Source organism: Brevibacillus sp. AY1 (assembly GCF_029870785.1).
Taxonomy (GTDB): Bacteria; Bacillota; Bacilli; order Brevibacillales; family Brevibacillaceae; genus Brevibacillus; species Brevibacillus invocatus.
This window is the reverse complement of sequence record NZ_JAFLPN010000061.1, coordinates 1-14,354: the sequence shown is the minus strand read 5'-3', so window position 1 is coordinate 14,354 and position 14,354 is coordinate 1. Positions and strand designations below refer to the sequence as shown.

General features: G+C 35.8%; 16 protein-coding genes and 1 pseudogene. 16 read left to right on the top strand and 1 reads right to left on the bottom strand.

What is annotated here, in order from left to right:
• The first annotated feature begins 47 nt into the window (after positions 1-47).
• The 10 genes from JZI27_RS23540 to JZI27_RS23495 all read left to right on the top strand — a co-directional run bounded on the left by JZI27_RS23540 (position 48) and on the right by JZI27_RS23495 (position 9,050).
• Positions 48-1,235, top strand: a complete 1,188-nt coding sequence (locus JZI27_RS23540) for a hypothetical protein (protein ID WP_280209590.1) — start codon at positions 48-50, stop codon at positions 1,233-1,235.
• 163 nt (positions 1,236-1,398) lie between these two features.
• A complete protein-coding gene (locus JZI27_RS23535) occupies positions 1,399-1,620 on the top strand; it encodes a hypothetical protein (RefSeq protein WP_280209588.1) in 222 nt (73 codons plus the stop codon).
• On the top strand, positions 1,620-2,009 hold the full coding sequence (locus tag JZI27_RS23530; RefSeq protein ID WP_280209586.1) for a hypothetical protein: 390 nt from the start codon (positions 1,620-1,622) through the stop codon (positions 2,007-2,009). Before JZI27_RS23535 ends, JZI27_RS23530 begins: the two co-directional genes overlap by 1 nt.
• Positions 2,010-2,169: 160 nt before the next feature.
• Positions 2,170-3,768, top strand: a complete 1,599-nt coding sequence (locus tag JZI27_RS23525) for a terminase large subunit (protein WP_280209584.1) — start codon at positions 2,170-2,172, stop codon at positions 3,766-3,768.
• A 43-nt stretch (positions 3,769-3,811) separates the two neighbouring features.
• Positions 3,812-5,185, top strand: a complete 1,374-nt coding sequence (locus tag JZI27_RS23520; protein ID WP_280209583.1) for a phage portal protein — start codon at positions 3,812-3,814, stop codon at positions 5,183-5,185.
• Between the two features lie 478 nt (positions 5,186-5,663).
• Entirely contained in the window at positions 5,664-5,960 is a 297-nt protein-coding gene (locus JZI27_RS23515) for a hypothetical protein (RefSeq protein WP_280209582.1), read from the top strand.
• Positions 5,961-6,093: 133 nt separating this feature from the next.
• Positions 6,094-6,363: a hypothetical protein gene (locus JZI27_RS23510; protein ID WP_280209581.1), complete on the top strand. Its 270-nt coding sequence runs from the start codon at positions 6,094-6,096 to the stop codon at positions 6,361-6,363.
• A 25-nt stretch (positions 6,364-6,388) separates the two neighbouring features.
• Positions 6,389-7,420, top strand: a complete 1,032-nt coding sequence (locus JZI27_RS23505; protein ID WP_280209580.1) for a copper amine oxidase N-terminal domain-containing protein — start codon at positions 6,389-6,391, stop codon at positions 7,418-7,420.
• Between the two features lie 59 nt (positions 7,421-7,479).
• Positions 7,480-7,830: a hypothetical protein gene (locus JZI27_RS23500; RefSeq protein ID WP_280209579.1), complete on the top strand. Its 351-nt coding sequence runs from the start codon at positions 7,480-7,482 to the stop codon at positions 7,828-7,830.
• A 65-nt stretch (positions 7,831-7,895) separates the two neighbouring features.
• On the top strand, positions 7,896-9,050 hold the full coding sequence (locus tag JZI27_RS23495; RefSeq protein WP_280209578.1) for an Ig-like domain-containing protein: 1,155 nt from the start codon (positions 7,896-7,898) through the stop codon (positions 9,048-9,050).
• Between the two features lie 340 nt (positions 9,051-9,390).
• On the opposite strand, the pseudogene JZI27_RS25145 reads toward JZI27_RS23495, so the two are convergent.
• Positions 9,391-10,485 (bottom strand): annotated as a pseudogene (locus JZI27_RS25145) (tyrosine-type recombinase/integrase).
• 721 nt (positions 10,486-11,206) lie between these two features.
• Between JZI27_RS25145 and JZI27_RS23475 the strand changes: the two are divergent.
• The 6 genes from JZI27_RS23475 to JZI27_RS23450 all read left to right on the top strand — a co-directional run bounded on the left by JZI27_RS23475 (position 11,207) and on the right by JZI27_RS23450 (position 14,091).
• Positions 11,207-11,824, top strand: coding sequence for an N-acetyltransferase (locus tag JZI27_RS23475; protein WP_280209574.1), 618 nt, complete (start codon positions 11,207-11,209; stop codon positions 11,822-11,824).
• Positions 11,825-11,835: 11 nt separating this feature from the next.
• Positions 11,836-12,117, top strand: coding sequence for a hypothetical protein (locus tag JZI27_RS23470; RefSeq protein WP_280209573.1), 282 nt, complete (start codon positions 11,836-11,838; stop codon positions 12,115-12,117).
• Between the two features lie 75 nt (positions 12,118-12,192).
• On the top strand, positions 12,193-12,369 hold the full coding sequence (locus tag JZI27_RS23465) for a hypothetical protein (protein ID WP_280209572.1): 177 nt from the start codon (positions 12,193-12,195) through the stop codon (positions 12,367-12,369).
• A 38-nt stretch (positions 12,370-12,407) separates the two neighbouring features.
• Positions 12,408-12,662, top strand: a complete 255-nt coding sequence (locus tag JZI27_RS23460) for a hypothetical protein (protein WP_280209570.1) — start codon at positions 12,408-12,410, stop codon at positions 12,660-12,662.
• A gap of 25 nt (positions 12,663-12,687) precedes the next feature.
• Positions 12,688-12,843 carry a hypothetical protein gene (locus JZI27_RS23455; RefSeq protein ID WP_280209568.1) on the top strand — a complete coding sequence of 52 codons (156 nt, stop codon included), beginning with the start codon at positions 12,688-12,690 and terminating at the stop codon, positions 12,841-12,843.
• A gap of 27 nt (positions 12,844-12,870) precedes the next feature.
• Positions 12,871-14,091, top strand: coding sequence for a type I restriction enzyme HsdR N-terminal domain-containing protein (locus tag JZI27_RS23450; protein ID WP_280209567.1), 1,221 nt, complete (start codon positions 12,871-12,873; stop codon positions 14,089-14,091).
• Positions 14,092-14,354: the final 263 nt, after the last annotated feature.

Genomic DNA, 14,354 nt, shown 5'->3' with positions numbered 1-14,354 from the left:
TTAAAAAAGGATAAAGAAGAGATTGGGGCAGTCTGTATATTTTTAAGATGAGCAATTATGAAATTGATTCAATTGCAAAGATATTTGATGATCTTGGAATTAATGACTATTACATAAGTTTCAGCGGTAACAAAGGGTATCATATTGACCTATTCTTTGATGATTTAATTGCAATTGAACAGGCAAAGAAATTCTTTAATCATGTACTCGATGAAGCAGATATTCGCCAATATTTTGACGATGGTAATAAAGTTGAATATCGACCAACAGATAAACAAGGCATTAAATTGCCACTTGGCAAACATCAGAAGTCAAAGAAGTATTGTGGTTTTTGCTTAGTTGAAAATGGACTAAAGGTAATGACTGAAAAGCAAAGCGAAAAATATCTTATGTCCATTAAGAAAGTCCAATCATCTGTTATATTGGATATTCTTAATGAACGCCCAAAGGATAACATTGATAGGGATATATTTATCAAAACAGAGGATGCTATTGCTCAACATAAGCCATTACCACAATATGAACAATCAGAAGAATCAACTGCAAGTATAGCTATTGACTATTTACAAAATGGTTTGAAGGTGAAGCGCAGCCGAAACAAGGTTACTGTATTGCTTGCATCATATCTAAAATACTCAGGACTTGAACCAGAAGAATGTAAACAGATTCTATATGACTGGATGCAGAAGCAGGACACTAATACGTATACAACCCCATTGAAGGATTGCTTCAAGGATATTGATAATGTGGTCAGATATACATATCAAAATGACTACCAGTTATCATCAATAAAAAGAGATTTGACGGTTACATTTGAGGAAATTGATTCAATCATACAGAACTGCCCAGAGAAGAATCAAAAATTACTTGCATATGCCTTGCTGATTCATAGTAAACGCCACTCAAATGAGGAAGGCGTATTTTTTATGACCTTTGAGCAGATGCACCAAGCAACAGGTTTATATGATCAAGCACTTCAACGTCAAATAAATAAACTTGCAGAACTTGGAGTAATTGAAATTGTTAAACGTGACCAAAAAGTAGCAGGTGATAAGCATAAGCCGAATCAATATCGAATGACATTGAAAATGGTATCTGAAAATGATAGTGCTAATCAAATGTCAATGAGTGAAATTATTCCATTTTCAAGTGTACTCCAATATTTCTATGATGATAGTCAATTGAAAAAGGTATTACCACGTAGACAATTTGAGCAATTGGTTAAGGTTGGATAATTATATAAATATAAATGGGATTGCTAAAAGTTTATTACCCTACGCTACGCTACAAAGTAATAATAATACTTATTGTTAGTGATATCGTACACACTAATTTTATAACGCATTGGATTACTTGGAATTCTACAGGATTAAACAATAAAACTGGAGGGTTTATCATATGAAAACTGAAATCAATCAAGCATTAGAACAAATGAAGCAAATCAATGTTGAATTGAAAGAAAACAATATCCGTCTACAGAACCTAGCCGAAAAAATGAGGATCGTGATTGATGAGCAGCAGATTATGAACGTGGATATGAAAGAGATTAATGGACGTTTGGACGCATTGATAGAGCGTTATGAAGAGCGAGAGCAGCGTCAACTAAAGGCGGTGCAGTAATGAATATCTATGATGTTATTGCCAAGTTGCCGTTGTCAAAATCGCAATATGTCAAATACAAGTTCAATCTTTGGTTTGATACGGATAAAACTATGACCGAGGAACAATTTTTAAAGACGGTCAATAAAAAGACGATGAACAGTTTTAACAAATGGGAACGTACAGACGAGTTTAAGCATATTGCTAGCATGGTTTTGGCAACAAAGACCGCACAGGATTTAATTGACATGTACGAAGCCGTGAGAGACAAGGCAATCAAAGGTGATGAGAAATCAGTCAAATTATTGCTTACACTTCAAAAAGAGATTGAACATCATAAGCAACAAGCGTTAAAGGCATTCGGGAATAGTATTGAACAAGAGGAAGAAGATGACGATTTAGAGTTGTAGGGTAGTCGAGTAATCGGCTGCCTTTTTTGTACTATCGGAAAGTGTTGAGTGCGCTAAAGCGCTAAAAAGATTAGCGGAAGATAGTATAAGTGCAACTAAGGCTCCGCCAAAAGCTTGGCGTAGCCAAGTTTTCTAATTTTGTCTGGAAGGAGTTGAAACGGTGTTGGCATTAACTAAGAAACAAAAACTTGAAAAGGTAATGGGTTCATTTGAATTATTTTCGAGGAACTTCATTAAGATCGTTGATAATAACGGTGATGTAGTTCCATTTGTCTTGAACAAGGAACAATCCGAGTACATAGGTACAATGAAAAAATATAATGTGATCCTCAAAGGACGACAAATAGGTTTCACTACGCTCTCATTGGCGTATATGTTGTATTCGGCAGTAACCAAGCCAGATACAAGTTACATGATCATGACACACCACAATAGCGTAAGTAAAAGTTTGTTCGTGAAGGTCAAGAAAATGTATAAGAATCTTCCACATGACAAATATCCCGATTTGTTCCCGAAGGACAGTTTAAACAATAGGGATGAATTGTATCTATCCAATGGCTCAAGGATAATCATTGCTACTGCGAATGGAGATGACTCAATTTCGGGCAACACATTTGAATTTATACACTTTTCAGAGATGGGAAAATATCCCAATAATGTACAGGAAGAAATCTTATCAACTGCCATTCCAGCATTAGCAAAGAATGATTCGGCAATGATTTGGATTGAATCGACAGGTATGGGCTACAACTATTTTGCTGAACTTTTTCTAAAGTCATATCGTGGCAAGGAAAGCGTATGGAATGCCAAGTTTTATTCTTGGTTGGCTGATGCTTACCATAAACAATTTAAAATATCATTCGATGAAGCTGAGGAATGGCATAAACTCCACAACAAGGGCAACAGGTTAAGGGAAAAGGACTTAGAACATGATGAGCGGATATTGTTTGAAAAGTACGGTGCTACATTACGGCAATTGATGTTTAGGCGGTATTACATTGCTACAAACTCCACAGATAAATGGAATCGTGAATTTCCTACAACGCCTGATCAAGCATTTCAGACGAGTAATGAATCTGTATTCTCTACGGATAAGATTGTTGAGCGTTTGCAATTTGTGAATGAGCCACTACTAAATAATGAATTAAGCGATTTGCCGGAGGTGTTAAAACCTTTCGTGGGCAAGTCGCTTTTTATTTGGGCTATTCCAATTCGAGGGAAAAGGTATTTTACGGGCGCAGATACAGCAAGTGGTGGAGGTAAGAACTCTGACTTCTCCACGATCAGTATTTTTGATGATGATGGTCAACAGGTAGCAAGTTTTTACTCTAATGAAATACCTGTTTATAAGTTTGCAGATGTGGTTGATTCATTGGCGCGATACTATAATTTCAGTTTTCTTGTCATTGAGTCCAATTCCTATGGCTTGCCACTGATTGAGAGGATCAGGAAAGAGAAAAATTACTTGAACATGTACAAGCATAAGACCTTTGACCAAAAAGGAAAGAAACGATTAAAAGTTGGCTGGCAGACAACAAAAGCCAACAAAGCAATTCTCATTTCTGACTTCAAGGAACAATTTGAAGTTGGAATGATCAATATTGAGTGCAAACAGACGCTTGAACAAATGAAGATTTTTGTTGACCAAGATGGAAAACTTGGAAACAAGCGTGGTACTGGTGACAGCTACCATGATGACTTGGTTATTTCCGCAGCTCTAGCGATCCAAGGAATGAAAGCAGGGAAATGGTACGTTTAAAACACAGGTTCACGATGAACCCATCAATGAAGGAGGTAAATCCATGAGTATAGATCAATATATTCGTGAGCACCATGACGGTAATCCAGAATGGTTTGTTGAGGAATGCAATTCGGTTGCCAATATGCAAAGAATCAATAAGATTGTTGATATAAAAGAATACTTGTCGGGTACTCATGTTATTCTTCAAGCACCATCGTATATGTATAATGGCAAAGAGTTTAAGCCAAGAAAGATTGTTTTGCAGTATGCTAAGAACGTATTGAATTTCAGTACATCATATTTGCTCTCTCATCCGATCACATTGACTGGTCAAGATAGTGTGGTTAAGGAATACAAGAAGGTTTATAAGAAAGGGAAGTATGACCGAGTAGATTTTGATGTACTCAGTCAAATTACTAAATACGGAACAGCGTTTGAATATATTTACTTGGATGAGAACAAGGAAATCAAGTCAAAGTTAATTGATCCTGCTGATTCATATCCAGTTTATGATGACGAGAATAATTACATAGCGTTTATTGAACACTATACAACGGCTGATAATGTGAGTTATTATACGGTTTACTATCCAGACAAGGTACAGAAGTTTTCTAATAAGGGCAGCCAGTTACAATTGATAGGTGAATACAATAATCTGAGTGGCTTGCCAATCATCTATAAGAATCAAAATGAATTGGATAGTACAACAGGCAGAAGCGATTTAGAGGATATTGTAACGATCATTGACAGTATGGAGGACTTACTCAGTAAGTTTGCAGATTCCTTCCATAAACATCATAATCCTATTAGTGTCGTAATTGGACAGCAGTTAAAAGGGGATGGGCTGCCTACTAATGTTGTGGGGGCTGGTATTGTCCTTGATGATGGCAGCGACTTTAAGATGGTCAGCAACCAATTGGATTATAAATCGTTTGAGACAATTTATAAGACGCTTATGACTACGCTGCTGGACGTGTCCCAAGTTCCTGGAGTTTCAATGGGAAAAGTGGACATCTCGAATTTGTCCGAGGTATCCATTAAGTTATTGTTTTCATTGGCAGATATTAAAGCCAGTATGAATGAGAAATATATGCGTGAAGGAATGGAACAACGATTCGATAAGATTAGAAAGTTGTTGGAGTTAAAAGGTAAGCGGATTAGTGATGATGCTTTTGATTCTTTAGGAATTGTATTCCAGTATGCTCGACCGCAATCGGCTAAAGAGGTAATTGATAATCTGAAAGTGCTTAGTGATATGGGAGCAATCAGTATTGAAAGCATCTTGGAACATAGTCCTTATACGACAGATGTGGTGCAAGAAATGGGACGATTGAAGGATGATGAAGTGGGAAATAAAAGTGGAACTTTTGATGGCGAGAAAGGTAAGGAAGATGATGAGGAAATAGATGATTCGGGAAATGATGATGGGAAATAATTATAGAATTTATAAGGGATTGTGTAGAAAGGGATAATATCCACTCGCGCACACATGTTATACTAACTGTTTCATCTTGTGAGACAAGCAATAATAATGGCAAGGGGGACGTGAGATTTCAAAAATTTTGCGTTCCTTCTGCTGATTATTCAACTTGATCCTGATTTCTGGCTAATTGTGTCTAACTTGACCACTAACTCCTAGAGATTGTGGTCTTTTTTTCGCCTAATATCTGGTAATTGCTTATAACCTATCTTATAGGCAAGTGTAAAGAGAAGGATATTGGTGTATTGTTCGGTTTTAGACGTGATAAAATCAAGTTTTTATTGAGATTGTTCGATACCCCTAATGGCATAAAAAGTGCTGTAGCATGTCATTTTACACACGCGCGGAGAAAATAGAAAATGTTTCCTTGTTAGCGATAGAAACTAGTATAATAGTAATGGGTATTGGATTTTAATGAGATGGAGGAATGAATGTGGGCGAAAAATTGGATACAGTATTACCTGAGGTAAATTGGTTTACTATTGCAAGTGATTATAGAGATTCAATTATTCTGATTGACATTGAGCATCCTAGAACTGTATATCAGATAGATAATGATACAGTAAGCAGGAAAGATTTAATGTTGGCGAATAATTATATTACATACAGAGTGAATAAATATAATGGTACTGGTGCAGTAATTAAATATCTGATACTTGAGAGATTTGTAGACGAATATAATAACTTAATCATATTTGCAAAGTATGAAACAATTGGATTTGAACAATAAACTAACAAAAATAAATGGTTATTGAGCGTTTTCTATACTCCTGACCACAAACTAGAAAAATTTCCAAAATTGATTATATAGTCCTCCCCTTATGGTAAAATTCTCCTATAACCTATAAGGGAGGATTCTTTTTATGTTTGACTATTATTCGAACAGCAAGGCGAAATGGATCAAGAATATTGCCAATTTCCAAGTCGTTGTAGGCATCATTGCCGGAATTATAGCAGGAAACATCACAAGAGAGTTCAGTTGGAGTGTTGCTATTTATGTTTGGGTATCTTCAATTTTTGCGGCAATTGTTTTGCATGGTTTTGCAGAAATTATTGAACTCCTAACAGGAATCTATAAAAAGATGGACACGATTGAGGACATTAAGAACAAGATAAATAGGCCAGTTGCCTAATGCTTATATTAATGGAGGATAATCTATGAAACGTAGCCGACTATTAAAGTTTTTCTTTGTCTTTAGTTTTCTCCTGAGTGCATTAGGATTTGCGAATGTCGGAACAGCAGAGGATTACCCACATGTTACAGTCAAGATAAATGATAAAGCAATACAAGGACAAAATGGAATAGTAGATGGTGGTACCATATTTATTCCAGCAAAAGCTGTCTTTGAGAATTTAGATATTAAAGTCGAATGGGATCAATCAACAAGCACCCTAAAAGGTTATCAGTTTGACACTATTAGAATTGAGATTAGCCCGAATAAAGATTTAGGAAAACTAGATGGAAAACCTTTCTTAATGGATTTTCCACCCAAGGTTGTCAATGGTACGCTTATGGTTCCTTCATCACTTATTACCCAGTTATTTAATTACGAGGTTAAGTTTGAGCCAATTGCAAATATCGTAAAAATAGATAAAACACAACTGATAGCAGTTGATCCTTATGCCAGTTATAACAAGATGAAAAAGGAATTAGAGCAAAAATATAATCTGACTAACAACGGTAATAATGTCGTAAATAATCAAGAGAGCGAAAAATTAAAGCAGTTTAAGAATGCGATAAAAGATTACATGGGCAGAACAATATGGACTAGAACCACTCTCATGAAAGATGCAGATGGTAAATATGTAGATGTTGAAAAATTTGCACCCATGTGGATATTAGAAATCAAAGAAGATACTTTTTTTACCTTGAAACTTAAATCAGGTGACATGATTTATTATCTGACAGCATATGATGAATACAGTGTACATTTTGGATTTTTACTATCCAATCCGTATACAACGTACAAATGGTCAAATAAGGTATGGGATCACATTAAAAAGAATTCTGTATTTGTTGGAATGAATGAAGATATGGTTTGGCTATCATGGGGACTTCCAACAAGAAAAAATGTCTCTAAATATGCTTGGGGAACAGAAGAACAATGGGTTTATGATCTAAAATCTCAAGGAACAAAGTATTTGTACTTTAAGAATGGCATATTAACGTCAATTCAAACATCAGAATAATGATCAATACTCCTAGTCAACGGCTAGGAGTGTTTACATTTCTAAAGGAGGAACCAAACGTGGACAATAAAGCAAGATTGGAAATGGAAATCAAAGGTATCACACTTTCACCTGATGAAATAACCGTCTATTTAGCCGAAAATGGATTAAATGCCAATGATACATATAATGCAACTGATAAAGCGCAGACAAGGATGATTTATGAAACGGCGTTAAGTATTCTAGAATCCATTGCCAATCAGCCACAACTAATGAAAAACTACACTTCCGATGATCAGACGGTAAGCCAATTCCATGAAAACTTAATGGCAAGGATCGACCAGTTAGAAAACAAAATCCGAAAAATGAAGAGTGAAGAATCCAAAGCAGCCAATACAAATGGCTCTTTTTTTATGCTCTTTACTGAGTAATTAACTCTCCTTCAATATGTAGGGGAGAGTTAATGGATAACCTTTTATAGAAAGGAGTATAGCCAATGGTTAACATATTTCAATCCAATCCAGACGATTATCAATATATCCTAGACACACTAGGACAAGATGTTCTAATCAATAATCAACCAGTAAAAGCGATTTTTTCAAATTCGACATTATCAACCGATGTAGACGACAAAAAAATAAGCACTCTCACAGCCATTTCTAGGGGCGATATTGTCCATTACAATAATGAGGATTGGATTATACTGTCTGAGGTAAACGGACAGCGTAATGGACGTTACAGAGCGTATATGCGTGTCAGTGATTATTCAATTAAGTTTAATTTCCAAGGTATGGTAAAGGCGTTTCCTACTATTGTAGATGGTAAAGTATTTGACGTGGAAACAGGCCAATATATGACCTTGCCTAATAGTAAAATCCTTGTCACGCTACAAGAAAGTCAAGAAACATTGCTGATAACTGTAGGGCAACGCTTCATTAAAATGGGCAGGGCATGGGCAGTTGAAGGTATCGACAGAACACAGAAGGGCTTGCTGATTTTGTGGTGTAAGCAGGATCAGTTTAATGAAGCCGTTGATGATATTGAAAATGAAATTGCTGATGCAGGAAGTTATGTCTATGCATTGGATATAACGAATACTGATACAACCATTCAGAAGGATAGCACATTGGAATTGAATGTATCAGTTACTTTAAATGGGCAAGTGGTGACCGATAAAACGGTTGTGTTTAGTTCGAGTGATTCTAATATCGCTACAGTTGATGAAAATGGGCTTATTACTGCAAGGAATACAGGATCGGTAACTATTACTGCTCAATTGGCAGATAAGACAGAAGTGAAGGATACAATTTTATTGACTGTTGAAGAAATACCTGCCTCTTTTTCAGTAACGATTACTTCAACAAATAGCATACCTACTGAAATTAAGAATGGGCAAAGTAAGACATACAATGCTGAGGTTCGGGTTGGGTCAACATTAATCACAGATGGTAGTCAACCTGTAACGTGGAGTTTGTATGCAGATAATCAATCATCAACAACTACATTGGCAACAGTAACAAGTCAAAGTGGAACGAGTTGTACAGTGAAAAATAATAATGCAAACAGTGGATATGTTCAGTTGAAGGCGACTTTAAACAGTGATCCATCAGTTTTTTCTTGGTACAGAATACAGATGAAGTCGTTGATTTAGTTGATTTTTATGCGACCACTTGACTTCTTTTTTCGACTACTATATATTTATGGTAATTGATACTGGAAGTAAGTGGTTTGATATATCAATTGCAAGCCCAGTCATTGATACGACAACATTTCGTTTAAGTATTCTTGACAGGGTGGGGGTCGCTGGTTCGAACCCAGTCCGGATCACCATACGATTTATCAGTGAAAACCCTTATCCCATAAGGGTTTTCCTTCATTTATGTGTCGAATAAACCAATGCTCACATCCTCCATTTTCTAAGCATGGGGTGGCAAATGGGTGGGATTCGTTTTTGGGTGGCATTATTAATAGATGGGTGGCAAGACAATTCATCAAAATGCCGACTTAAAAAAGCTCTTACCAAACTCTTCTGCAACATCTTTTTGTAAACTCGGTAAAACATGAGTATAAGTGTCCAAAGTTATTTTGATTGTGGCGTGTCCAAGACGTTCACTTACGACTTTAGGATTTACACCTTGCACTAATAAAAGTGTAGCATGGGTATGTCGTAGATCATGAAATTGGATTTTTGGGACATCAACTGATTATGGTAAACGTTGAAATGTCCTGTTGAGATTTCTAGGTGATTGTGGAGTACCCAAAGTTGTACAGACTACAAGGTTGTTGTCTTTATAACCGCTACCACATGCTTTTTTCTCGCTTGAAATCATTGATTTATGTTTTACTAAATCGCTTATCACCTCTGATGGTACAGTAATATCTTCTACCTGCTGCAGTTTTAGGCAATGGGGAAAATCTCTGCCCATCATGAGATAGTGTTTGTTTTACAGAGACAATCCCATTTTCTAAGTCAACATCCTTCCATCTTAACCCCAAAATTTCCCCTTGCCTCATTCCAGTTGTAAGAGCCAATAAAAACGTGATATAGAGTCTATCTGACTTTGCATGTTTCAGAAATGACAATGACTGTTCGTTGTCCCATACATGCATCTCTTCTTTAGTAGCTTTTGGTCTATCATTTGCCAGCGTTCTGCTTTGTTAAGTGAATCTTTTATGATAGTGTATATTTTTTGCATAGTGGAACCAGCGTAATTGTTCTTACTTAAATCAAGCATAAATTTTTCAACACGTTGGGGAGTTATCTTTGAAATCTCTAGTTCACCCAATGCTGGAATGATGTGCAGACGTACCCAGTCACTGTAACTTTTCCATGTGCTTTCTCTGACGCTGATTTTTTTTGAATCAAGCCAATCACTTAGATAGTTCTTGTATAGTACCTTAGATGGTTCAACGTATTCGCCTTTGTTTGCAGCATTTAATAAGTCGGCTAATGCTTGTTGAGCCTCTTTCTTGGTATCAAATCGTTTCTTCTTCCGAATCCTCTTCCCTTTCTCATCTACTTCTAATGTTGCTTCGTAATACCAGGAATCTCTTTGCTTGTCCTTTTTGACAAACCCAGTAGCCAATAATATCACTCCTTACTATTAATAAGTGTAGGGGTCTTTAAAGGGAAATTATAGGATAAAGTCAATTGATTACCTATTCAATTTTCTAGTTAAGAACACCCAATTTAAACCCTCCACAACGCTCCTACACACCCCATCACTAATTACCTATCCCTATCCTTTTCCACTGCAACAAGTCCTGAAAACGCCAACAGACGATCTCAGAACTATGTCGAAAGTATTAGTAATATTTGGTACAATTGTAAGTATAGATTTGCATTGACTTTTGAATATTGCTAGAAAGGTATGAAAACTATGTATGATTATTCTAGGTATCCTGATTCGATTTCTATAAAAGATTGTATATTGTCTCGGGATAGCATATTGGCACTTTTATCAAATGATGACTTCTTTGAGCAGGTGAGAAAGAGATTCGAGTGTAATCCGGATAATAAGTATACAGAATTTAACCCTTCTAAACACAATTTTTATGTAATTCGAAATAGTGGGAAACTAGTATTGGCTAGAAGCTTAGTAGATTTAGCGCTATTTACCAATGTACGCAATGATCAATGGGGTTACAAATGGCACAGTGATTTCTATAATAGTGCGTTATTTAGATTGGGTTTCAAGGTTTACCACAACAAAGACGTTGAATATGGGAATAGATCTAATTACAAATCAGCTATTGATGACGGGTTATTTGAATATCGCAAGGCTGAATGAATGGGGAGTTTCATAGATGACGAAAAAGCCGACAATGTGTGGAGTTAGTTTGGATGACTTATTTAAAGATAATGAGTTTGGATTTGAGGTTGTTGAAGATGATGAGAACATTAAATCAATTCCCCCGTTTCTAGTTCGAGAAGTTGTTGATTGGAGTCATATTCAGCAACTCTCAAAACAAGAACTAAAGGATCATCTAGTCGAAAAACGTATTATTGAACGAGATTCAATCATCTACAAAACCCTGCTTAATAAGGCTAATGAGTTTATTATTCTTCACGGATATGAATATGACCCATTTTACATAGTAGCAACTATCATTAGTTCAGACAATTCCTACAACCACGTTAGTATTGCTGCAATAGAGCGTCAAGATGAATCACTTTTCATTTTGGACATCAAAGTTCGCAATAAAGATGCAAATAAGGGTTATGGATCATTATTGATGGAACTGTTGAAGACTAATGCAGTTCAACATAATAAGAAGCAAATTACTGGTGACTTGACCCCAGAGGATTTGAGTGATCACGGAGATAGACTGGTTCATTTTTATAAGAGACATGGATTTGAAGTTGAAGAGTTTGGGCATTATGCCAAGATTAAATGGGTGAATCTTAATCAACTTCGCGATTAAGAGGGGGCTATATGAAGAAGATCAGTCTCGTGGTGATATCGAGTGTCTTATTGTTCGGAATTGGTACTTACGCTTGGATGAATCAATGGAAGCAAGAGAAGATTGGAAGCCACACATACAGAACTAATCTCTTCACAAATGAAACAGAGCGATTTGACTCTAACCTTGGTTGGATCAGTATGGAACAGACGCAAAAACAAGATGCTGAACTACAGGCAGTTCTTGCCCAGCAAACCATTCAACAGAAACAATATTATCAACAACAAGCAGCCACCCCAGTTAGTGCGAATTAAAGCAATGTTAATATACAGATTAACGGTATGGGTTCGAAGATAATTGGTACAGCAGAGTTAACAAAGGCTGGTTTCATGGGTACAACGATTGATGTAGTTCTTTATAATGGAAATGGTGAAGTTGCAGGGACTGGTTCGCAATATGTACGAGCTAAGGATGGGGATAAAGTACCGATTAATATGCCTATTTTTATGAACGGTACTTATCCAAACGGTAAATGGGACGGAACATATGAGATTACAGTTAGATAAAGGATGGTTTTTAACTGAAAATGTGGAGGGGATCACAAATGCAGAAGATAACCTCAATCGATCAATTTAAAGTTTATAAACAAAATGGCAATGGCTTTATTACAATTACTGATAAAAATCTATCTAAAAACTGTGTGCACAAAGTATCGTGCTATGAAGTAAAAGAGTATCATTTCAAACAAAAAGTTATTACGAATAAAGAGCGAAATGGTAGTTATTTTTTTACTGAAGACCACAAAAACGCTCTAGATTTTTCGGAGAAGATGCAGCCAGAATTGCTTACTAAAAAATGAAGAATTCATGAGGAGTGATACCACTATGAGTAGACACATTCAAGTTAACGGAGTTGTTGAGATTCAGGATTCAGAAACACATGATGATTTTATGGATAAATTCATTCAGTTTGTTGAAAGCAATGGATGGTCATTTGGTGGAGGTACACAAGATATAACTGATGAAGAAAACAAAGATTAAAACGGTGATTTGTAAAGGAGTTATTTCATGCTACACCACATAGAGTTAGACAAGTATCAACTGCCAGATATCTATAAAAGAAATTCTCAAGGTTGTTTTCTTGATCCTCTCAGAAAAAAGTTGATTCAAATCACTCCAGAAGAGATTGTACGGCAAAGTTTTATACAGTTCATAAATATAGAGTTGGGCGTACCATTAGATGCAATTGAGGTAGAAGTGCCTATGACATATTTTAAAAGAGGTGCAAAAGGTAGGGCAGATATTATCGTCTATGACAATCAAAGAGACATACCCATATTAATAATTGAGTGCAAGGCAAAAGGCGTTCCATTAATTGATGAAGTGTATGATCAAGTGATGGATTATGACGATATCGTGTTGGCAGGGAATATTGTAGTCACAAATGGAACAGAGCTAGAATTCTTAGGCTGGAATAATGAGGAAAAGTCTTATTACAGTTTATTACAACTACCTACGTACAAGGATCTGTTAGAGAATAATTTAGTAGTTGATACTTCACCAATGGAATCATGGAAAAGGCCTAAATTTGAGGAGATTTGGTCGAATGAAGTAATAGCAAGCTTTGTGGATTGTGCTTGGGTTGGTGAAGGTACTTTTGAGAATAATAAACAGTTACTTGGATTTATTGTGAATTTAATTGGTTGTGTCCAAGATGATTCAATTACTTTAGAACCGCAATATATCGGAGATATTAAACTAATTAAAGATGGGGGCAATCGATTCACGTCTTATGGTAATGTAGCAGGTGGAAATTTCCCTGGATCATATCGATATTTCATTATAGAAGACGATGGCGGAAATAATCAGTTAATTAGTATATCTATTATGGGGACATTAAAGTCAGTAAATGATCCTGTTTTTGGTAACAGAAAAGGTCATACAACACTAAATGTAGCTATTGATGACTACGAAATCAGTCATTTTGCATTAGAACTGAATTTAGATAATTATATGACAGTATCTGGTGAAAAATTTAAGATATGGCACAGTGGCGCTTTAACAGTTGGGAGACTTGGTTCTGTAAAGAGGCATGAAGTAATCAATTTTGTGAAACAAAAAGCACCAGAACTAATTGATGATGAAAATAGGATTTTTTTAGGTGAGTTTGACAACTCTAAAGAATTAACTGTTGATTCTCAATCATTTAAACATTTTCTTAGCAGACTTATTAAATATTCATTGATTAGGGATGAATTTAGGCAGATTTATAAAATGAAAAAGAGTTAATGAACTATCGTTTTTATTTAGAAGGGGAGGGCGAGGCATCTGTGAGTACATCATCAACAAAGGATATGATTCAAGAACATTACAATAATTTAAAATCGAAACATGGGTTCACATGTGGCCTAGTTGAAGAAAATTTAGATGAAGGTTATATGATGCTCTTCGATTTTGAAAAGAATGATATTGTTTATGATTGAATCAATTTCATAATTGCTCATCTTAAAAATATACAGACTGCCCCAATCTCTTCTTTATCCTTTTTTAAA